General features: G+C 45.2%; 23 protein-coding genes. 21 read left to right on the top strand and 2 right to left on the bottom strand.

The window, feature by feature from the left end; all coding sequences use genetic code 11:
• Window positions 1–20 precede the first annotated feature (20 nt).
• The 10 genes from C6P11_RS09355 (at window position 21) to C6P11_RS09310 (ending at window position 10,586) form a co-directional block, all read left to right on the top strand.
• Window positions 21–1,979 carry a DHH family phosphoesterase gene (locus C6P11_RS09355; RefSeq protein ID WP_373892078.1) on the top strand — a complete coding sequence of 653 codons (1,959 nt, stop codon included), beginning with the start codon at window positions 21–23 and terminating at the stop codon, window positions 1,977–1,979.
• Between the two features lie 18 nt (window positions 1,980–1,997).
• A complete protein-coding gene (rplI, locus tag C6P11_RS09350; RefSeq protein ID WP_003607811.1) occupies window positions 1,998–2,450 on the top strand; it encodes a 50S ribosomal protein L9 in 453 nt (150 codons plus the stop codon).
• A 99-nt stretch (window positions 2,451–2,549) separates the two neighbouring features.
• Complete coding sequence (dnaB, locus tag C6P11_RS09345) at window positions 2,550–3,965, top strand: replicative DNA helicase (protein WP_135520586.1); 1,416 nt, start codon at window positions 2,550–2,552, stop codon at window positions 3,963–3,965.
• A 193-nt stretch (window positions 3,966–4,158) separates the two neighbouring features.
• Window positions 4,159–5,349 (top strand): MDR family MFS transporter, encoded by a 1,191-nt coding sequence (locus C6P11_RS09340; protein WP_135520584.1) that lies wholly within the window; start codon window positions 4,159–4,161, stop codon window positions 5,347–5,349.
• A gap of 18 nt (window positions 5,350–5,367) precedes the next feature.
• A complete protein-coding gene (locus tag C6P11_RS09335) occupies window positions 5,368–5,889 on the top strand; it encodes an FUSC family protein (protein ID WP_135520582.1) in 522 nt (173 codons plus the stop codon).
• Between the two features lie 107 nt (window positions 5,890–5,996).
• Complete coding sequence (locus tag C6P11_RS09330) at window positions 5,997–7,256, top strand: M20/M25/M40 family metallo-hydrolase (protein WP_135520580.1); 1,260 nt, start codon at window positions 5,997–5,999, stop codon at window positions 7,254–7,256.
• Between the two features lie 395 nt (window positions 7,257–7,651).
• Entirely contained in the window at window positions 7,652–8,827 is a 1,176-nt protein-coding gene (locus tag C6P11_RS09325) for an ATP-binding protein (RefSeq protein ID WP_135520578.1), read from the top strand.
• Window positions 8,808–10,004 (top strand): VWA-like domain-containing protein, encoded by a 1,197-nt coding sequence (locus C6P11_RS09320; RefSeq protein ID WP_135520576.1) that lies wholly within the window; start codon window positions 8,808–8,810, stop codon window positions 10,002–10,004. The genes C6P11_RS09325 and C6P11_RS09320 overlap by 20 nt, the downstream gene beginning before the upstream one ends.
• The gene (locus tag C6P11_RS09315; RefSeq protein WP_135520574.1) at window positions 10,004–10,294 is read left to right on the top strand and encodes a hypothetical protein; all 291 of its coding nucleotides are present in this window, start codon (window positions 10,004–10,006) and stop codon (window positions 10,292–10,294) included. The genes C6P11_RS09320 and C6P11_RS09315 overlap by 1 nt, the downstream gene beginning before the upstream one ends.
• The gene (locus C6P11_RS09310) at window positions 10,278–10,586 is read left to right on the top strand and encodes a hypothetical protein (RefSeq protein WP_237667655.1); all 309 of its coding nucleotides are present in this window, start codon (window positions 10,278–10,280) and stop codon (window positions 10,584–10,586) included. The genes C6P11_RS09315 and C6P11_RS09310 overlap by 17 nt, the downstream gene beginning before the upstream one ends.
• 43 nt (window positions 10,587–10,629) lie before the next feature.
• On the opposite strand, the gene C6P11_RS09305 is transcribed toward C6P11_RS09310, so the two are convergent.
• Complete coding sequence (locus C6P11_RS09305) at window positions 10,630–11,025, bottom strand: YbaN family protein (protein ID WP_135520572.1); 396 nt, start codon at window positions 11,023–11,025, stop codon at window positions 10,630–10,632.
• 143 nt (window positions 11,026–11,168) lie between these two features.
• Here C6P11_RS09305 and ispE point away from each other — a divergent pair, with 143 nt between their 5' ends.
• The 11 genes from ispE to C6P11_RS09250 all read left to right on the top strand — a co-directional run bounded on the left by ispE (window position 11,169) and on the right by C6P11_RS09250 (window position 20,880).
• Entirely contained in the window at window positions 11,169–12,026 is an 858-nt protein-coding gene (gene ispE / locus C6P11_RS09300) for a 4-(cytidine 5'-diphospho)-2-C-methyl-D-erythritol kinase (protein ID WP_135520570.1), read from the top strand.
• Window positions 12,027–12,264: 238 nt separating this feature from the next.
• The gene (locus C6P11_RS09295) at window positions 12,265–13,320 is read left to right on the top strand and encodes a BMP family lipoprotein (RefSeq protein WP_135520568.1); all 1,056 of its coding nucleotides are present in this window, start codon (window positions 12,265–12,267) and stop codon (window positions 13,318–13,320) included.
• Between the two features lie 83 nt (window positions 13,321–13,403).
• Complete coding sequence (locus C6P11_RS09290; protein WP_245299862.1) at window positions 13,404–14,450, top strand: BMP family lipoprotein; 1,047 nt, start codon at window positions 13,404–13,406, stop codon at window positions 14,448–14,450.
• A gap of 86 nt (window positions 14,451–14,536) precedes the next feature.
• Window positions 14,537–15,298: an SseB family protein gene (locus C6P11_RS09285; RefSeq protein WP_135520564.1), complete on the top strand. Its 762-nt coding sequence runs from the start codon at window positions 14,537–14,539 to the stop codon at window positions 15,296–15,298.
• Window positions 15,299–15,388: 90 nt separating this feature from the next.
• Entirely contained in the window at window positions 15,389–16,180 is a 792-nt protein-coding gene (locus tag C6P11_RS09280; protein ID WP_135520562.1) for an SseB family protein, read from the top strand.
• A gap of 112 nt (window positions 16,181–16,292) precedes the next feature.
• A complete protein-coding gene (locus C6P11_RS09275) occupies window positions 16,293–17,306 on the top strand; it encodes an NAD(P)/FAD-dependent oxidoreductase (protein ID WP_135520560.1) in 1,014 nt (337 codons plus the stop codon).
• A gap of 147 nt (window positions 17,307–17,453) precedes the next feature.
• Window positions 17,454–17,735: a hypothetical protein gene (locus C6P11_RS09270; protein WP_135520558.1), complete on the top strand. Its 282-nt coding sequence runs from the start codon at window positions 17,454–17,456 to the stop codon at window positions 17,733–17,735.
• 87 nt (window positions 17,736–17,822) lie between these two features.
• A complete protein-coding gene (gpmA, locus tag C6P11_RS09265; RefSeq protein ID WP_003607789.1) occupies window positions 17,823–18,542 on the top strand; it encodes a 2,3-diphosphoglycerate-dependent phosphoglycerate mutase in 720 nt (239 codons plus the stop codon).
• A 106-nt stretch (window positions 18,543–18,648) separates the two neighbouring features.
• Window positions 18,649–18,987, top strand: coding sequence for a heavy metal-binding domain-containing protein (locus C6P11_RS09260; RefSeq protein WP_135520556.1), 339 nt, complete (start codon window positions 18,649–18,651; stop codon window positions 18,985–18,987).
• A 104-nt stretch (window positions 18,988–19,091) separates the two neighbouring features.
• Window positions 19,092–19,952 (top strand): aminotransferase class IV, encoded by an 861-nt coding sequence (locus C6P11_RS09255; protein ID WP_135520554.1) that lies wholly within the window; start codon window positions 19,092–19,094, stop codon window positions 19,950–19,952.
• Window positions 19,953–20,040: 88 nt separating this feature from the next.
• Entirely contained in the window at window positions 20,041–20,880 is an 840-nt protein-coding gene (locus tag C6P11_RS09250; protein WP_135520552.1) for a YitT family protein, read from the top strand.
• A gap of 55 nt (window positions 20,881–20,935) precedes the next feature.
• Here the strand turns inward: C6P11_RS09250 and C6P11_RS09245 are convergent, their stop codons facing one another.
• A complete protein-coding gene (locus C6P11_RS09245; protein WP_135520550.1) occupies window positions 20,936–21,988 on the bottom strand; it encodes an AI-2E family transporter in 1,053 nt (350 codons plus the stop codon).
• Window positions 21,989–22,061: the final 73 nt, after the last annotated feature.

Genomic DNA, 22,061 nt, shown 5'->3' with positions numbered 1-22,061 from the left:
AAAATCGGCGCCTCGCTTGGATGGCAGTGCTCGTCTCGGTGATGGCAATTATCGGCGCGATTCTAGCCTTTATGGTGAATTGGGTTGCCGGAATTGTCTGGCTGGCCTTGGTTGTGATTGCTTTGATGGTCATATTCAAGACCTTGCAGATTATTGGCGAAGACACCACACACTATATTGAGAATCTTTCATACCGCGTTAATCGTGGTGAACAAGAAGCGATTATTCAGATGCCTTTGGGGGTCGTTTTGTTCAATGAGCAGAACGAAGTTAATTGGGTGAACCCTTATCTACAAAGTTTCCTTGGGGAACGCGTTATCGTTGGTCGACCATTGCAGGAAGCTTCTGTGCAATTGGCTGACTTGATTAAGCGATGGCCGGATGAAGATAAGCGTGTTACGCAATTGCACTGGTTGGATCGCGTGTTTAATGTGCAAGTGCAGCCGGAACTCCGCGCTGCATATCTGTTGGATGCCACTGACTCAGCGCAAGTTATGAGTGACTACGAAGCGCACAAGTTGTTCATTGGAATTGTTTCATTGGATAACTATGACGAAGTGTCTGAAGGTATGAACGACTCAGATGCTTCTGCATTGCGTACTTTCGTGACGAAGACGTTGTCAGACTGGATGGCTGAGCACAAGATTTATGTGCGTCGTTTGGCTGTCGATCGTTATATGTTGATTGGTTATCGTGATGGGTTGCGTCGTGCCGAGGCTGATAAGTTTAATGTGTTGACCGCGGTTCGTGAGGCAACTTCAATGCAGAACACACCAATCACGTTGAGTATTGGTATTGCCTATAAGGAAACAGCGATTGATGTTTTGGCGCAGAACGCCCAAGCTAACTTGGACTTGGCGTTGGGTCGTGGTGGTGACCAAGTTGTTGTGAAGTCACCGACTGGGGATGCTCGTTTCTACGGTGGAAACACAAACCCAATGGCCAAGCGTACCCGTGTGCGTGCACGTGTCATCTCACAAGCGTTGGCTGATTTGATGACGCAAGCGGACCAAATTTTCATTATGGGACACAAACGTTCTGATATGGATTCGTTTGGTGCCGCGCTGGGTGTTCGCCGTTTGGCTCAAATGTTGGGTAAGCCGTCATGGGTTGTCTACGAAGAGAGCGGGCATGAGCACTCAGATATTAAGTTGTTGTTGCAAGAACTTAAGGCTGATCCGTCAGATCAATCTGCAATGATGGTGCCTTCACAAGTATTGTCAGAAGCGACTGAACGAAGCTTGTTGGTCATGGTGGATCATTCAAAGCCATCGATTTCAGAATCACCTGAAGTCTATCAACAACTATCTGAGCGGGTTGTGATTATCGATCACCACCGCCGTGGCGAAGAATTCCCAGATGAACCGCAATTGGTTTACATTGAGTCATATGCCTCATCAACATCTGAGTTGGTCACGGAATTGTTTGAGTATCAACCACGTCGGACGAAGGGGTTGTCTCGTATTGAGGCGACTGCGATGCTGGCTGGTATCCAAGTTGATACCAAGTCATTCACGTTGCGTTCTGGTACGCGAACGTTCGATGCGGCTAGTTACCTGCGTTCAGTTGGCGCTGATGGTAAGATGCTACAGGACTTCATGAAGGAAACGGTTGATTCATACCGTGAGCGTGCACACTTGATTGAGCGTGCGCAAATTCATGATAATGCAGCAATTGTTATCGGTGAAGATGATGTGCAATATGATTCGGTTGTGGCCGCGCAGGCTGCAGATGCGTTGTTGCAAATGATTGGGATTGAAGCGTCGTTTGTTATTTCACGACGCGATGATAATACAGTTGCCGTTTCGGCGCGCTCAACTGGGTCATTTAATGTACAATTAGTAATGGAAGCGATGGGCGGAGGCGGTCATTTGAGTAATGCGGCAACGCAGGTCTCAGATACGACGACCACTGCCGTCTATGAACAATTGTTGTCTGTTCTTACGGGAACAAACGATGATGGTGATAATGAAGATTAATAAGTGAGGTCGATAATCATGAAGGTTATTTTCTTGGAAGATGTTAAGGGGCGCGGTAAGAAGGGCGAAGTTAAGGAAGTTCCTGATGGCTACGCTAACAACTTCTTGATTAAGAACAAGAAGGCTGAGCCCGCAACTAACGCAAATGTTTCTGCATTGCGTGGTCAAAAGAAGGCAGCCGATCGTGAGGCCGCTGAAGAAAAGGCTGAAGCTGAGGCTTTGAAGGCAAAGTTGGAAGACGACAAGACGGTTGTTGAGTTGAAGGCAAAGGCTGGAACTGATGGTCGTTTGTTCGGTGCCATCTCATCAAAGCAAGTTGTTGAAGCTTTGGAGAAGCAATTCGGCTTGAAGATTGATAAGCGCAAGATGGATATGAAGGAGCCAATCCGTGCCTTGGGCTACCGTACCGTAACGGTTAAGTTGCACCACGATGTTGAGGCAAAGATTCGTATCCACACGGATGAGCAATAAAAAATCGGTAGATAAATAAAGTGACGAGCCAGTGATATTTCACTGGCTTTTTCTGTTACAATAGATTTTATGAATAAGAAGATGAAGGAGGTGCCCCCCATGGCAGATGAAACAGAAACGACTGCGCTTAGCGTGCCACAAGATGTGACCGCTGAACAAGCCGTTTTGGGATCTATTTTGTTGTCGACTGACCCGCAGGATTTGATTGCGGACTTGATGACAATCTTGGAACCATCTGACTTTTATCGAACGGCACACCGTTTAATCTATGCGGCAATTTTGAAGCTTGATGAAACGCAACGTGCCATCGATATTTTGACGATTACCGATGAACTGAATAAGGATAATCAAGTCGAAAACGTGGGTGGCATGGCCTACCTGGCTGAACTGGCATCAACGGTGCCGGTTGCCGGCAATGCGCTTTACTATGCGCGCATCGTGCGTGAAAAGTCGATTCGTCGCAACATGATTGATACGTTGCAAAACAGTTTGACGCAAACGTATGAAGGTGCGGATTCGGTTGACGATGCCGTGGCTGAATTGTCAACGAAGCTGGATATGATTAATGGTGGCGAGAAGAGCGCTGACTTTAAGAATATCGCGGACGTGGTTGAGAAGTCATTTGAGCAAATTGAGCAAAACTCTCGAACAACTGAGACGGTTACGGGACTCGCCTCAGGTTACCCAGCTTTGGATAATTTGACGACTGGGTTCCACGGTGGCGAAATGATCATCGTAGCCGCGCGCCCGGCCGTTGGTAAGACGGCGTTCGTTTTGAATATTGCCCAAAAGGTTGCCGTGGCTGACCCGAACTTGCCAGTCGTTATTTTCTCACTGGAAATGCCGGACACGTCATTGGTTAACCGTATGTTGGCGGCTGAAGGAAACATCAACTCACAGCACATGCGTACTGGTCAATTGGATTCTGAAGAATGGAATGCTTTGGCTGTGGCCATGGGTTCATTGGCAAATACCAAGATTTATATCGATGATACGGCTGGTATCAAGGTGACGGAAATTCGTTCGAAGTTGCGTCGTCTATACAAGCGTGAAGGCCAAATTGGCTTGGTTATTATCGATTACTTGCAGCTGATTGAAGGAACTGGAAGTGAAGGACGTCAGCAAGAAGTCTCAGCTATTTCTCGTGCCATCAAGATGATGGCCATGGAAATGGATGTGCCAATTATTGCGCTTTCTCAGCTTTCTCGTAGTGTTGAACAACGTCAAGACAAGCGTCCGATGTTGTCAGATATTCGTGAATCTGGATCAATCGAGCAGGACGCCGACATCGTTGCTTTCTTGTACCGTGATGATTATTACGAGAAAGCTAACGATGATTCAGACAATCCAAATGATCCGCGTGATGAAGAACAACAAGATGTCGGAGAAATCGAAGTCATCTTGGAAAAGAACCGTTCTGGTGCTCGTGGAACCGCCCGTTTGCTATTTGTTAAGTCATACAACAAATTCTCAAACATTGAATTCCACGCTGAAGAACCAGGTGGATTCGGGTAAAGCAGACTGAGAATGTCGGAGGTTTTTGACCTCCGACGTGACCAAGTCGCCCTTATCAGGTGCGTCTTTGGTATTACGCCTGACTGAAGTCAGGTGTTTTAGACCAACAGCTGCTGTGGTAATAACAACAGTCATTAACGGGGGTACCAATTTGGTAGCCTCGTTCTCTTTTTTCAAATAATGGAGGTAAGGGATGCAAACAAACGAACAAGGCATGTCAATTCGCTGGTTGTTGACGGCTAGTTTCATTAACAGTGTTGCCTTTGGCTTTATTTGGCCGTTGACGTCAGTGTATTTGCACGATGAACTTTATCAAACGCTAGTCATTATTGGTTGGGTCATGATGTCCAATGCCGTAGGTCAGGCAGTTGGATCACTGGTCAGTGGTCAATTATTTGATCGCTTCTCACCGCATAAGCTGATTCAATTTGGAACAGTGGCCATGATTGTGTTGCAGGTGTTGTTCATTCTCTTCCACGGGTGGCCAACGTATGCGGTTATTCTGGCCGTAGTTGGTTTCTTCGGTGGTTGGAACACAGCTGCGATTAATTCATATGGTACCTATGTCCGTAGCCACGACGGTCGATTTGTCTTTAACATGCTGTACTTTATGGGAAACTTTGGTATGGTGTTTGCAACGGCTGCCGTCGGACCTATTTATACGTATGGGATTACGTGGTTGTTTATCCTGGCTTTGATTATGTATATTGTCCTTTTGTTCATTGTGCGTTCACATTTCAAAATTAAAGTGGAACGTACAGAACAAAAGACAACGAAGTCGAGTTTCAAATTACCAAAATGGAATTGGCGCTTGGTTTATACCGGTGTCATTGGTTTAATGGTCTTGTGGATTTCATATTCACAATGGCTTGGTAATTTGTCGGTCTACATGTCGAGTGTGTTGGAGTTGCCATTATGGCAGTATTCAATGTTATGGACGATTAACGGTATTTTGATTGCTGTTATTCAACTTGGCATGAACGCTTTGAACTTATCAGCTAATCGCAAATCAATGTTTATTCAGATTTTTGCCGGCTTGTTGATGTTTGGATTGGCATTCTTGATTTTGCCATTCGCCAAGACGTTTACCGGGTTTGCATTGGCGATGGTTGTCACAACAATTGGTGAAGCGACGGCCTTCCCAATGATTCCGGCGTTGGTCAATGAGCTAACACCAATGGAGTTGAAGGGACGTTACCAAGGACTGACAGCGGCGGCGCCGTCTGTCGGTCGTGCCATTGGGCCTTTGTTAGGTGGTGCCGTGATTGAACAGAGCGGTTATGGTTCATTGTTCTATGGCGGAGCAGGTGTGGTCTTTATTGCCTTTGTCGGCGTTGCAACGATGATCTTTATTGGTTATCGTCATGCAACACAATACGAATAACAACGGAGAAGCAACTGTATGAAATTAGGATCATTTCGATTGGGGATGCGCACGTTTAAAACGGGGTTAGCTGTCATGATTATTGTGGCAATTTTCGTCCTCATTGATCGTGGTAATCCTATGATTGCAGCACTTTCAGCTGTGTTTTCGCTCAGACAAGATTTTGAGACGACGGTTGAGTTTGGTAAGTCGCGTGTGTTAGCCAATACTTTGGGTGGTGGCTTTGCAATTGCGTACTTTTTGATTTACGAATACTTCAATGAAGCTAGTTTGGTCCAAATTCTGGTGTTACCAACTTTCTTAATGTTGTTGATTTCAATCAATGACGGCATTGGTAACAATAAAGGGATTATCGGATCGACGGCGGCTTTGATGATGATTGCGTTGACGATTCCAGCAGATGCGACATATATGTATGCCGTGGAACGTGTGTTTGATACGTTCATCGGAACGGTAGTCGCCATCTTGATGAATATTGGCGTGCATCCAAAGAAGCCAGAAGAAGTCGTTGCTGAGATTGAGGCACGACAACAACGTTAAAAATGTTCACAGCGATTAAGTATCTCTTATGATACTTAATCGCTGTTTTGCGTATTTGGGCCACATAGATTAAAATTACATGAGAAGTATTAAAGGTGGGGAAAACTATGCGGGAACAAGAAAAATTAACAATACTAAAAGACTTGGTTGCCATTAACACGGTAGCGGCCAATGAAACATCAGTAGCGGTTTATTTGCAGGACGTCTTTAAGCGCCATGGCATCGAAAGTCAGTTAGTGGCTGATGATTCACAACGTGCAAATATTGTGGCGGAAATTGGGGATGGTGAAGGACCAGTGCTAGCGTTTGCTGGCCACATTGATACGGTTCATGAAGGTGATTTAGATACCTGGACAACAGATCCGTTTGAAGTGGTTGCAAAGGACGGTCGCTTGTATGGCCGTGGCACGACGGATATGAAGGGCGGTATCGCTGAATTCTTGATTGCAATGACTGAATTGCAAGAATCTGGTGCGCCATTGCATGGAACGGTGCGCTTTATCGCCACGGTTGATGAAGAAAAGACGGAAGCTGGGGCAAAACTACTAACTGAGCGAGGTTACTTGGATGATGTTGAAGCAATGGTAATTGCCGAACCAACTGGCGTGGCGTTGGACGACATTGATGATTATTTCCACAGCGGTGGGACCGCCATCGATCCGGAAGCTTTGGCTGAGTTGAATGAAAAGAAGCGTGGTAGCAAGGCGCCTGAACAACACTTTATCTTCCACGCGCACAAGGGCTTTTTGGCTTATGAAGTGACGGCAAAGGGGAAGGCGGCGCACAGCTCAATGCCAAAGTTGGGCATCAACGCGATTGACCATTTGATTACCTACTATCTAGCTGAGAAGCAATTCTATGAGGAACTGCCAGAAGTTAGTCCAGTATTGGACCGTACGCTATATGGCCCTGACGTGATTCAGGGTGGCCAGCAACAAAACTCAGTTCCTGACTCAGCAACATTGACAGTGCTAACGCGTATCATTCCGGAGTTGCCACCGGAGGAGTTGATTGGCCGTTTGAAAAAGTTGATGGCGGATGTGATGGCAACGGATCCACAAATGGATTTACGTTTGAACGTGAAGGCGTACGATGGTGCGGTTGTTGCGCCAAAGGACAGTGAATTGATTCAGCTTATTCAGCAAACAATTCCAAAGTATTTGGATGAACCAATGGCTGCACCTGCGATTGTAGTATCATTGGGAACGGATGCCTCACAATTTATCAAGGCCAACCCAAACATGCAATTGGCAGTCATCGGACCAGGTAACGCAACGGCCCACAAGGCGGATGAGTACGTTGAAGAAGCGGCTTACTTCAAGATGATTGAGTTGTTCAAAGACGTTGCGACGGACTATTTAAATTAAAGTTCCCTTTTTATTAGGCGAATATCAAAGTGTTCCGTATAATTCATAAATGAATTGATGCTTCGATTGCCAATCGTCACGATGACGCTCATATCAAACGCGCAACCAATGAGCTAGTCTTAACCTGGTATTGAATCAACGACATGAGACCTTCCCTTGGAAAACGAAGTGTACAGATGGACGAACCTGTTAACTCATATCATGATACTTTACCAAGCGATTGTCGCGTACAGAAAGACAACTGAAACACCATGGTAGCCACCGGATGAACTTAAAGCATCTGGTGGCTTTTCTTTTTTGGTGGCGGACACAGACAACCAACTAACTTTTAAAGCCAAAAAGGGTTTGAAACAGCGTAAACTATAAGTAATTAACAGTAGATTGAGGAGAACGACATGGCGCTTTCATTTCAGGAATTAGTAACGGCAGTTCCACTCGTGTTGCAAGGTGGTAATGTGCCTAATATTGTCGGTGAAGCTGGTATTGGTAAGTCAGCATTGGTCGCTGAAATTGCCCGCCAAATGGGCGCAACACTCTTTACGACGGTTGTTTCTTTGTCAGAAAAGGGTGACTTGGCGATTCCGGTGCCACCTTTGACCAGCGATGCTTATGTTGAAACCGAGCAGTATGGTTCATTGGCTGATGTGAAGTACGGTTACACGCACACGTTGATTGAGATTATCGAAACTGCGCAAGCACATCCAGGCAAGCCAATCATTTGGTTCTTGGACGAGTTTAATCGTGGCTCACAAGCGGTCCAAAGTGAGTTGATGAATTTGGTCTTGCAACGCCAAATTAATTCATTGATTTTGCCGGCCGAAGTGAAACTGGTGATTGCTGAAAATCCTGATGAAACGATGGCTGGATTTGAAAATGCTGATTACGGGGTTGTGGCTGGAGATGCGGCCATTAAGGATCGTACGGTTCGCTTAGTGATGAAGGTTGATGTTGCCGACTGGCTGGCCTGGGCAGCGACTGAAGATAAGACGAAGCAACGCCCAAACATCCATGAGATGATTCAACGTTATCTACAAGAGGATGCGACACAACTTTACCCAGCTGAACGTGGGGATGATTTGAATCCTACGCCACGTGCTTGGCAACGTGTGTCAGATAATTTATATGAATTATTGACCTTGCCAGAAGCGACTCAGCAAGCGTTGATTTTTGACATTGTGGCTGGCGACCTGGGTGAAGCTGCTGCGCAACGTTTCGTGCAATTTATGCAAACGAATCAAGAGACGTTGACGCCAATGGATATCTTTGTAAGCCAACCATGGGGACCAGAAGTGCCAGAACAAGTGATGACGAAGTTCGTTGGCTTGCCTGAAGTGCAAAAGTTGGCCTTGTTGAAGTCAACGTTAGCCGCAGTTGATATTGCCCAAGATGATAACGCCGGTCGCTTTACGCAAATTTTGACAGCAACGGCCAAGGACGGCCAATACGCAGTCGTTAAGCAATTGGCAGCGGGTAACTTGTTGGAGCAACTTTACAGCTCAACTGGTGAGCACGCAAAGCAACTTTACGATGTCATCACGAAGGTGGCCGCCTATGACCTATCAGAAGATTGATGAACTCGTTCAAAAAGCCACGATGAAATTGTTGGACGAAAGCCAGTTTTATGGTGAAGTCGTCTTACGATTAAATCGTGTGTATGATGACACGGTTGGCGGTACGATGGGACTTTCTTGGCAAGCGCCATTTTGGGAGTTGCGGATTAATCCGATTTTATTCGAAGAAGTTTATCACTCGGTTGCGGATGTTAAAGGTGCGCTGACCCACCAAGTGCTACACATGGTGTGGGAACACCCAATTCGTTATGCAGATAAAATTACTGAGGATGCAGCTGAGGCCAAGATGGTTGGTTTGGCAACTGACTTATCGGTTAATCAATATATTCGTGGTGGCTTTCCGGGTGCCCACACATTGGCTGAAGTAGAAGAAATGATTGAATTGGATTTGCCAACGTATGCCGATTCAAGTACCTATTACAATTTATTGCATCCATTGATGGATACGATTGATAACGAAGGGGCAAGTTCACAGTTGCCTGGTGACGATCACAAAGGTTGGTCGACAGGTGCTGAGGCTGGCGAAGAAGCAGAAGCTGCTTTGCAAAATGTGGTTGCCGATGCGAACCACGATGCGCTAGTTGCAGGTCGCGGTAATATGGCGGGCGAAGTTGAACGCCAGATTGAACAACTATTGGCGCCACGACGTAACTGGCGATGCTTGTTGCGTAAGGCGATGAGCAACGTGCCAGCAGGCAAGCAAGATAGTCGTGCCCGTTTCAATCGTTGCCAACCATATCGCATGGAATTGCCGGGGCAAGCGGACGCGACACAGACCAAGATTGCGGTCTTTATCGATAATTCAGCGTCCATTTCAGATGATACGGCGAGTCGTTTTATGGCTGAAGTAGCCCAGATGCAAAAACAACTTGCAGCGGCAGTTGATTTCTTTGCCTTCGACACGGAAGTACATGCAATTGATAAGAATTGGATTGCGGATGGTCGCCGTCGCGCTGGTGGTGGCACGCGCTTTACAACGATTTTTGAATCGTTGCAGTCAGAGCGATACCAACCGCAGAGTACCGTCGTGGTTATCTTTACCGATGGTGACGGTGAACAAGAATTGCCAGCTAATCGTTATCGTCGATTAGTGTGGGTGTTGCCAACCGACGCGACACTTTCAGTTGCGCAACCGGTTGGCCAAGTTGTGACATTAACAAAATGGGAGGACAATTAATGGCGCTTGATCCATTGATGTTACGTGCCGTGATTTTGCGGGCACCAAAATACGAACGCGCAGTTGCTTTGTTGTGGAATGAGTGGAATCGCTTTGTGGTGAGTCATCCGATTTCACCGACGACGATTGCAGCAACCGATGCGCAATTTGCGATTGCACTATACGAAGCGGACTTAGTTGAACAAGCTGATGTCGCAGATGACTTTGAACAATTTATTGAAACAAACCAACAATGGTTAGGCGATGATGCCGCCAGTTGGTTAGAGGAGTGGCATGATGGCAGAGAATGATTTGAACCCAATTGATTTGCGATCATTTATTAATAAGGATCGTCGTTATGAGCGTGCCGAGGCCCTTATTAAGGGGACTTGGGAAGAGTTGTTGTTGTCACAACCCTGGGGGATGACAACGATTAATATGGCAGACGTCCAATTTGCTGAGGCGTTGTTGCAAGCGAACTTGGTACAACCAGTTAAGCAAAAGTTTGAGACGTTGGCTGATGTGCAACAATTCATTCAAGCGAATAGCGTTCGATTGACGCCGGATGTGATTGCGTCACTTAAGGGTCGCTTTGATATGTAACAAAAAAATCTCGACTGCATGTTTGTGCGGTCGAGATTTTTAATTATTCAGCATCATCGTCTGGTAGGAACCAGTTGTTCATCCACCAGCCACGGTAGAAGCCTTCCATTGAGATAATTTGGCTAAGCGATGCACCAATTAACGTGAATTGGAGCCATGTCTTGCCAGAAGTAAAGAACGGGATACTCATCATAGCTGCGGTTACGAGATAGATGACAATGCGCGCACGTTGGGCCAAACCACGGTGGTAGATGCCTTCATGCACATATTTTTGATAGTGTTTATTTTGGGTTAACCAGGCGTGAAGTCGCTCTGAGGAACGACCCCAGAAAAATGCAGTTAGCAAGTAAAAGGGCGTCGTTGGAATGCCGGGCACCCAAATCGTTACGGTTCCAATACCGAACGTGATCAACCCGAGCAAAATGTAGAGATAGCGCATATGAGCAACCTTTCATTGTATAGTTCTTTAAGTATACAGGAGATGTCCGATAAATGGGGCTTTTTTCAAGCAAGGTCGATTGTTTCGTAAACGGTTGCAAATTGCTATAATGAAAGAAACTCTGCGAAAGGATGACCGTTAACATGGAAATTTTAGAACGCGCATATGCGAAGCTTAATATTAGTCTTGATACCCCATTTACGCATGCTGATGGCGAACAAGAATGGGACATGTTGATGGTTGCGATTGATTTGGCTGACACAGTCACAATTCGAACAACGACAGATCATCAAGAGATTATCGTTGAATCGACAAGTGGCTTGTTGCCATTGAATGAAAAAAATTTAGCCTATCAAGCGGCTGAATTGATGCGCGAACGGGCGGGTGTATCTGAAGGGGTGGAAATTCATATCGACAAGCATATTCCAGTGGCAGCTGGACTTGGCGGTGGTTCATCAGACGCGGCGGCTGTATTGCGCGGTTTAAATAAAATCTGGCATATGACCTTAACGGAAGCGCAACTGGCTGAAATTGGGTTGAAGATTGATGCTGATGTGCCGTTCTGTGTGTATTCACGACCAGCACGGGTAACGGGACGCGGTGAAATCGTGGCGCCACTCTCACAAAAGTTTCCACCGCTATGGTTGGTCGTGTCGAAGCCAGCAATTAGTGTGTCGACGCCTAAAATTCTGAAGATGATTGATTATGACAACTTGGAACACGGGGACATGTCAGCGTTGATGGACGCCGTTGAGCGTGGCGATTTTGATGCTGCGTTCAAGGGGATGTTTAATGTTCTTGAACCAGTTACAGCGTCAAAGTATCCAGAAATTGTGAAGCTGAAAGAGAAGATGCGCAAGTTTGGGGCGGATGCGGTTCAGATGTCTGGTACGGGTCCAACGGTCTTTGCAATTACTGATAAGGCATCACGAGCAAAGCGTTTGTACAATGCTGTCCGTGGTTTTGTGCCAGAAACGTACATGGTTCGACTGGTAAATTAATAGAAACTGATTGAGCGACGGAAATCGTCGCTTTTTTTGTGCATCAAAACAAGCAATGTTCGTATTATAAACGTTTTACCCACATATTCCGAACGATTTAAAACGATTAAATGTGAATAAACTGTGAATAAGCGAAAATAATCGTTTACTTCTGTGAATTTGTTCGTTATATTTATGGCATAGATGAATTGGTCATCGAAAAAAATAAATGGGTTTTTCATAAAGGGGAAAAAACAACATGGCTTCAAACGTAAAGATGTGGATTGCTGGTGCTGCTGTAGTAGTAATCGCTGGTGGCGCATACGCCGCACTATCTGGAAACAAGTCAGCTTCAGGTGAAGCAGGTAAGACATCAGTCGCATTGGTGACTGACGGTGGTGGAGTTGACGATAAGTCATTCCAACAATCTGCCTGGGAAGGCTTGGAGAAGTGGGGTAAGGAAAACGGCGTTAAGCAAGGTAAGAATGGTTACACTTACTATCAATCAAAGTCACACGCTGATTTTAAGACAAATTATGATCAAGCTGTGTCAGCCGGTTTCAAGAACATTTATGGTATTGGGTTCCAATTGACTTCAACGGTTAACGAAGAAGCTAAGAAGCACCCAGACACGAACTTTATGATTGTCGATGACATCGCAAAGAAGCGTGATGACGTAGTCTCAGTAACGTTTAAGTCAGAACAATCATCATACTTGGCTGGTGTTGCTGCCGCTAAGACGACTAAGACGAACAAGCTTGGCTTCGTTGGTGGTATGGAATCAGCAGTTGTGAAGACATTCGAAGCTGGTTTCGTTGCCGGTGCAAAGTCAGTTAACCCTGACATTCAAGTTGATGTACAATACGTTGGTAGCTTTACTGATGCTGGTAAGGGTAAGACGATTGCGGCTTCAATGTACCAAAACGGTACTGATGTGATCTTCTCAGCCGCCGGTGGTGCCGGTGCTGGTGTCTTCACTGAAGCTAAGGACTTGAACAGCGAAAAGAACGCTGCTGACAAGGTTTGGGTAATCGGTGTTGACCGTGACCAAAACGATGATGGTGCTTACACGGCGAAGGATGGTAAGTCAAACTTCACGTTGACGTCATCAGTTAAGAAGGTTGGTAAGGCCGTTGTTGACGTGACTGAAATGGCAGCTAAGGACAAGTTCCCTGGTGGTAAGCAATTGGTTTACGGCTTGGACGACAAGGGTGTTGCTGTAACACGCGGAAACATGTCTGACGAAGCTTGGCAAGCTGTTCAAGCAGCCCAAAAGAAGATTGTTGATAAGGAAATCACAGTTCCTTCAAAGTAATTTGGTTTAATGAGACGTTGTGCGTTTAGACGCATAACGTCTTTTAATTTGATTTCATGTTGAGGGAAAGAGATGAAAAAAGTGTGATTATTGGTGTTGCGGCAACAGCGCTGATTGCCGCGGTTGCGGGGATGATGATAACGAGTCGCCCGACTGAGGCACAAACAGAACCGATTCAAGCGACAGTCGCCATGATTACAGATGGTGCTGGTGTTGATGATCAATCGTACCAAGAAATTGCTTGGCGTGGCATTAAAAGATATGCTTTGGAAACAGGTCTGGCTGAAGGAATTGATGGTTATCAGTCCTTTCATGCGGTAACGGCGACAGAATCGCGACAAGCAATTACCGATGCGGTTAACGATGGATTTAAGACAATTTTTGCGGTAGGTTATCGCAAGATAAACGCCGTGGATGAAGCGGTGCAGAAGTATCCTGACCGAGATTTTGTCATGGTTGGTGATGTTGCTCAGACGCGACCAAACGTTGTCTCGGTGACGTTTCAAGCTAATCAATCATCATACTTGGCGGGTGTAGCGGCGGCTAAGACGACCAAAACAAACACCATTGGACTTGTTAGTGGTGAAAAGTCAGTGGTTATGGAAGCGTTTGAAGCTGGCTATATCGCTGGCGCAAAATCAATTAATCCAACAATTCAGATTTTGCATGATTATGTTGGTAATTTTAAAAATGATGCGACTGCCAAAACGTTGGCAAATAATATGTATCAAGCGGGTGCTGACGTCGTTTACCAAACGGCGGGTGGCGCTGGTCAAGGTGTATTTGATGCTGCACGCGCAATTAATGAAAAGCGTCGAAGTGCAGCTAAGGTTTGGGTAATTGGTGTCGATTCAAATCAATCACAAAGCGGTCGTTATCAAGCGTTAGACGCCTCATCAAATTTCACTTTGACGTCTGCGTTAAAGCGAATGGATCAAGTGGTCTATGACATTGCTAATATGGCGATGAAGGACCAATTCCCTGGTGGTGAGCACTTGGTATATGGGCTTGATAATGATGGTGTCTCAGTAACGCGCGGACGCATGAGTACTGAAGCCTGGATGGCAGTGCAAGACGCCAAGCAAAACATTTTGGACAAGAAAGTTGTTGTACCAGAAACGTTAGATTAGGCTGATATTCCTTAGAACCTTTTTACAACACTATTCGTTTTAGTTGGGGTATACTAACAAAAAATAAACGAATGAGGAATTTGACCATGGCAGATGTGATTTTCAACCGTCCACTAGAAAATGAAGATCTTGAAGCAACGCTAGATGCTTACGAGAAAGATGTTAACCCTGAAACTGAGCATGATTTCATCGCAATGTTGGGTGCCGCATCATTGCTAGCACCAGTACAAGTTGATGCTGAATTGACTGACAATGGTGATGGTACTTTCGTAATTGACTCAGAAGTTACCGCACAATTGAACTACCAAGTCATCCAAAACTCAAAGGGTGAAGTATTCTTCCCAGCTTTCACGAGCACAGAAGAATACAACAAGTGGTCAACTGAAGCTGAAGGTGTTGTTGCCTTGACTGTTTCATTGGAAACTTATGCCGCTTTGATGTCAGCTAACTCTGATACTGGTTTGGTTATCAATGCCTACGGTCAAAACGTTGTCATGAACCAAGACAACATGAACTACGTGATGGCAACGTTGACGCAAATGCGTGAGCAAGACCCTATCACTTTGGAAGATCCTGTTGATGATCAAACGGAATTCGCAGCTAAGTTGGCTGAGGGTATGGGTGAAGTTTTGCCTGACTTGCAAACTGTTTGGGCCATCGACTTGGTTCGTGCACCAGAGCGCGCATTGATTTACGTTATCCACACGGATGGTGAACTTGAAGAAGCAAAGGCACAATTCTTTGCCTTTGCTCAAATGGCCGGTGCCCCAGCATTCACGAACGTATTGGGTGTTCAAGAAATTGGTTACCCACGTGCAGCTGCATTCGCACCAATCTACACAAAGTAATCCAACAATTAGAGCATCTGTCATCTGGGCAGGTGCTCTTTTTTTCGTTATACTAGATAAAACACAAGGATTTAAGAATGGGGAATTATAATGGATAACCAAGAAGATGTTTTGCGTAACGACGCATTGCTAGATGCGTTGGCAGCATTTCGTGAAGATCAAAACGGCACAACGGAGCAAGCGTTTATTCAAGCGTTGATTGAAGCGGTCTTTATTGCACCAGTAAACTTTAGTGAGCCACCAATCATTAAGGAAAATGGGGATGTTGAAATTCCTGAAGGCGCAGAAATGCGTTTGTTGACGTTCGAGATGGAAAACGGCCACTCAGTATTCCCAATCTTTACAGATTTGGATGCCTTCAATGCCCAACCAATTGACTCAGAAGAGCCTGTTCACCCATGGGCCATGGCGTTGACTGACTACTTGCCAGTTTTGCAAGGTGAAGATTCTGAAAACCTTGAGGGCTTGGCATTGAACCCATTCACGAACGGTATGCCAATTTCACGTGAAAACTTGGCCTACATCGCTGGCTTGTTGGCAGCGCAACAAGGTGAAGGTGAAGGTGAGATGCAAATTTCTTCTGCTGAAGATGTCATCCCAACGCCATTGCGTTACGATTTGATTGGCTTGGCTGATGATGCTATGGGTAAGATTGAGCGTATGCACTTGTTGTGGTTGACGAACGAAGCCACGGGTACTGAAAACTACTTGTTGGTTGTTGATGGACCTGACAAGGAAGCTTACCAAGCTTTGTACGCTGATATCGCAAAGATTTTTGAAGAAAAGGCTGGCGAAGAAGGAAACGCAGTTGATATTGTTTCAGCAAGCGACTTCGGGGTTGATTTGTCAGAATTCGCAACGTTGTACGACCGTAACTTGTAAGAATAATCCGCTGTATAGTCCTTTATCCTATGCAGCGGATTTTTTTGTAGCGTATAATACAAAAAGTAAATAAAAGAAAAATAAATCCGATAGAAACGGGAAGTAAACAATCATGACTGAATTTAAGGATACAGATTTAACAATTATTGGTGCTGGACCAGTTGGTATGTTCGCCGCCTTCTACGCAGGGTTGCGTGAACTAGACGTAACGATTATCGAAAGCTTGGAAAGTGTTGGGGGTCAAGTTGCCAACCTTTACCCACAAAAGACGATTTTGGATATTGCTGGTTACGTGAACACAACGGGAGCCAAGATTGTGAAGGAACTTGATGATCAAATGCGTCAATTCCAACAAGATTTGTATCTTGATACGACAGTTATTGATGTTGTCCCAAATGGCACTGAATTTGACATCACGACTGATAAGGGTTCATTCCACTCAAAGTCAGTTATCGTGGCAACGGGTAAGGGGGCTTTCGAGCCACGTCGTTTGCCAGAAGATGTTGAAAATGGTCTTGAAGGTCAAGGTATTCACTACTTCTTGAACGACGTTGAAGACTTCCGTGGCCACCGTGTGTTGGTTGCTGGGGGTGGTGACTCAGCTGTTGATATGTCAACGTTGTTGGACACGGTTGCAGCAGAAGTGCACTTGACGCACCGTCGTGACAAGTTCCGTGCCATGGAACACGCTGTTTCAGAATTGCAAAAGTCAGCCGTTCAAATCGAGACCCCTTACAACATTGAGTCTGTTGAAAAAGCTGAGGATGGTTCATTGAACGTGACTTTGGCTAAGGTTCGTGAAGATGAGAAGAAGGTGTTGAACGTCGATGATTTGATGGTTAACTACGGCTTCACGTCAGAAAATAAGATTGTTGTCGGTTGGACGATTCAATCAGCTGTTGAGCGTCAGAAGTTCACGGTTAGCCAAGAGATGGAGACGACTGTTCCCGGTGTCTTCGCGGTTGGTGACGTGGCTGAATACCCAGGTAAGGCCGAATTGATTGCTACTGGTTTTGGTGAAGTGCCAACGGCTGTTAACAGTATCATCAAGCGCATCTACCCAGATCGCCAAGGACCAGTTCACTCATCTGGTTTGGTTATCGAGAATGGTGAAATCAAGCGATAATTGCTTGTAATCAGTTAGTCGTTCCGATATACTGTATTTAACTTAAATAACGCATTTTGACAGAGGTATCGCATTTCATTGCGGTACCTCTGTTGTCGTCTTAGGCGAAATGTTACCGATGTTAACTATCAAACGGAGGAATTGTTAATGGATGAGAAGTATGTGACGAAGGCGGAATTTGAAAAGTTCCAGGATGAAGAATTCAAGCCATTACGGGAAGAGGTGCGAGAACTGCGTGTTACATTCGGCGCTTTTCGTCAAGAAATGGCGGAGTTCCGCGCTGAAATGCGGGGAGACATCAAAGTGCTAAATGTTCGCATGGATAATTTGGAGCGAAACCTAGAAAAGTCAAATAAGGTTGTGATGTGGATAGCTGCCGTATATGCTGTGCCAATGCTGTTCATGATGTATCAAATTTTAGCGAAGTGATGGTGGGAAACAATTAATCACTACTATTTGTTCTGAAATTTTGTTACAATAGTAACGAAATATTCTAATACAAAAGAGGTATCACCAATGGCAAAGTTGGTTTTGATCCGTCACGGTCAAAGTGAATGGAACGCATTGAACTTGTTCAATGGTTGGGTAGACACGAAGTTGAGCGACAAGGGTATTGCCCAAGCTCGTACTGCAGGTGAGTTGTTGGCCAAGGAAGGCATCCAATTCGACCAAGCTTACACGTCAGTTTTGACGCGTGCGATCACGACGTTGCACTACGCTTTGGAAGAAGCTGGTCAATTGTGGATTCCTGAAATGAAGTCATGGCGCTTGAACGAGCGTCACTACGGTGCTTTGCAAGGTTTGAACAAGGCTGACGCCGCTGAAAAGTGGGGAGCAGACCAAGTTTTGCAATGGCGTCGTTCATACGACGTTTTGCCTCCATTGCTAGAGACGCAAGAAGAGACTGTTGAAGTTTTGGGTAAGACTTACCCAGCCTTTGACCGTCGTTACGCTGATGTTCCTGAAGGTGAGTTGCCATTCGGTGAAAACTTGAAGGTTACGTTGGAACGCGTATTGCCATTCTGGGAGTCTAACATTTCACAAGACTTGAAGGCTGGTAAGAACGTTGTTATTGCAGCCCACGGTAACTCATTGCGCGCATTGGTTAAGCACATCGAAAACATCTCAGATGATGACATCTTGGGTGTTGAGATTGCTAACGGTGAGCCTTTGGTATACGACTTGGCAGATGACTTGTCAGTTGTATCAAAGAAGGTTTTGAAGTCAGAAGACTAATCAACCGTTTGAAAGACACTATCGACAGTGATGTTGATAGTGTCTTTTATTTGCATTTGGAATGGTTCCGAGTATATTGAAGGTAAGTATGTCAGGGGGATATCTAATGGCAAATGCAAAAGATGTAATTGTTGCAACGACAGAAAACGTTGCGGGCTATGAGGTAGTGGAAACACTAGGTGAAGTGTTCGGACTAACGACGCGATCAAAGAATGTCGTGGCTGATATTGGGGCTGGTTTGAAGACGATTGTTGGTGGCGAAATCAAGGCCTATACATCGTTGCTAGAGGAAACGCGAAATTCTTCTTTAGATCGTTTGCGTGAAAATGCAGCTAAGATGGGCGCCGATGCGGTCGTGATGATGCGCTTTGATTCCGGCTCAATGGGCGCTGACATGAATATGGTCGCGGCGTACGGGACGGCCGTTAAGTTACAAAAGAAATAACGAAACGAATTAACACCCGAAACTTTTTCAGTTCGGGTGTTTTTTTGCCTTAAAATAGTGCTATTATGAGTAAATGATTAGAAAGTATTGCGGGGGTGTTGAAAATGAATAATATTGCCTATTACAACGGCAAGGAGTCGCTACTGGAAGATATGATGATTCCAGCAACGGACCGCGGTTATTACTTTGGGGATGGGGTGTATGACGCGACGGTTGTGCGCCATCATAAGTTGTTTGCGCTAGATGAACATCTGGATCGTTTTTGGCGTAGCATGGAAGCGGTCATGATTACGCCAGATTTCACCAAAGATGAATTGGCGACTTTGCTCAATCGTTTATCTAGCAAGGTTTCCGATGAGACCTACATGGTTTACTGGCAAGTGACTCGTGGTAGTGGGGAACGTCACCATTCATTTTCAAAGGATGCGAAGCCTAATTTATTCGTGACAATTACGCCGATGACTGTGACGCGCGAGGCACAAACTCGCGACTTCCGTATTCAAACTGAAGAGGATATTCGTTCTTATATGGCTCACGTGAAGACATTGAACTTATTACCGAATGTCCTTTCGGCACAACGGGCGGCTGAAAAGGGGTTAGATGAAACGGTCTATTATCGCATTTGCGCCGATGGTTCAACGCGTGTTACCGAGGGCTCACATACCAATGTGCATATGATTAAAGACGGAAAGTTGGTAACAGCGCCGACTGATAAGTTGATTTTGCCGGGAATTGCCCGTGTTCACTTGCTCCAAGCGGCCCGGGATTTGGGGATGCTGGTTGAAGAACGTGCGTTTACCAAGGAAGAACTTTTGACTGCGGATGAGGTGTTCATAACGAGTTCGTTGTTATTCGCTGGTCGCGTTGTTTCAATTGATGGACAGACTGTTGGGCAAAAAGCTGGCGAACTGTTTATCCCGTTGCGTGAGCGTTTAATTGACGAATGGTTTGCCGAAACGAATTAGTTTTAAAAAAGGACACACATCGATTGCATGAAAATGTTATGCTAGTTATATAACTTAAATACCTTTCCAACCCATAAGGAGACCCATTATGAACAAACGATTGAGTCAACAGGGCTGGTTTCGAGCGCTATCTCTTGTAGTAGCGTTGGAAATTATCGCGCTTTCGATTAACTTTTTCTACGCACCAATTAACGTCGCCGCTGGTGGCGCAACCGGTGTGGCCATTTTGCTGGATGCAGCGTTTGGCATTAACCGTGCTTTGACGGTGTTGATTATTAATATCGCCATGATTATATTGGCAGCTATATTTTTGGATCGTTCGACGGTTCGAAATATTGCATTCGGTAGTTTTTTGTTACCGGTATTAATGTACATTACACCAAGTCATAAAGTCGTTGAGGATGCCGTCCTTGCCGTGATTATCGGTGGCGCAGTGTTCGCTTCAGGAATTGCCATTTTATATCGCTTTGAAGCATCAAGTGGTGGGACGACTGTACCACCGATGATTTTGAAAAAGTATTTTAAAATTAATACGGCCATTTCTTTGTTGGCCATCGATATGGTGGTGACAGTGTTTAACCTATTTGTTTCCGGTACGAACGCTTTCTTCTTAGCTGCCTTCTCATTGGTGATTACATCAATGGTGATGCGCTACATTGAAACTGGACTGGATTTGAAGCATCAAGTCACGATTATGAGTAATGATAAGTTGGCCGACATCCAAGAGATGTTGCTTAACGAAGATCATAGCCTAACCGTCTTTGATGTGAGAGGTGGCTTCACTGACAATAACAAGGAAATGTTGTTGGTCATGGTCGACAACGCCAATTATGGACATATGTTACGTCTGATTCACGACATCGATCAGGATGCCTTTATTGTCACGACGAACGTTACTGAAGTTCATGGTGGCACATTCGGAATTTAATGCATATAGAAAAAAGCTAGTGAACAAATCAGTTCACTAGCTTTTTTTGCGTTACTTAATCTTTTTCGGCGACGACTACATCATCTTTGACGTGCTTGCTGATACTTGCATCTTGTACGCCTAGAATAGCGAGGATGAAGGCCACAATTGGCACACCGATAATCAAGCCCCATGCGCCGAGCAAGTGTTCCATCAGGATAATCGTTGCAAACGTGAGGAAGACCGGTATCTCAGTGCGGCTGGCCGTCAAACGTGGGTGGAGGAAGTATGACTCGAACATGTGAATCAAGGCAATCATAATCCAAACTTCAACTATACCAACCCAACCGAGGGCGGCGAATGACATCACACTCAATGGTAGCAATGAAATGATGACACCAGCAATCGGAATCAAACCAAGGATGAAAATCATCAGTCCCATGACCATCACACTTGGTACACCCAGAATGCTCAAACCAATCATCATCAAAATCGTATTGATAAAGGCGATCAACAATTGCACTTCAATGACACTACCTAAAATCAAGATGAATGTGCGGCCAAGGTCGTATACACGCTTGAAGAACTTAGGATAGTCAGAGTGCAAGAATTGCGTACCGAAAATACGAAGGCGTTGCCAAGTAATCGCGAGTACGAAACTCATGAAGATTGACAAAACAATGCGGGACAAGACGGTACCAACCGTTGAAATCGTATTGATACCACTAGCCAACAGTGACTTCCAGTTATCAGTAATTTCACTAAGTAGGTTGAGCTTCTTATACGTATCATCGAAGTATTCCTTAATAACAGGATACTTCTTGATGAGCTTCATTATTTCGTCTGGAATAACCGCGAATTGGTTAATTAGCGTTGGCACGATGTAAATCATGGCAAACACAAAGACGAAAATCGCTAACAAGTAGACGATTAGGACGGAAAAGCCGTAAGGAATTTTCGTCCAACGTGATACACGATTAGCGGATTTAACGGCTAAGAAACCAAGGATGGCCGTTAGCAGCAAAACGCTAATTAGGTCATGTAGCAAGGCGATGATTAGAACAATGACGCCAAGAGCAATGAACTTTTGCACGTCTTCACGGAGAATAAAGCTTTTAAATTCTTTCATGAGAACTCCTTAGAAGTATATTGACTTTATTATACGCAAATAAACTAAAAAAACGTAACGAATTCGTCACGTT

Source organism: Weissella confusa (assembly GCF_004766315.1).
In the GTDB taxonomy this organism is placed as follows: Bacteria; Bacillota; Bacilli; order Lactobacillales; family Lactobacillaceae; genus Weissella; species Weissella confusa_A.
Note: the sequence above shows the minus strand (reverse complement) of the source record. Positions and strands in the feature narration are given on the sequence as shown.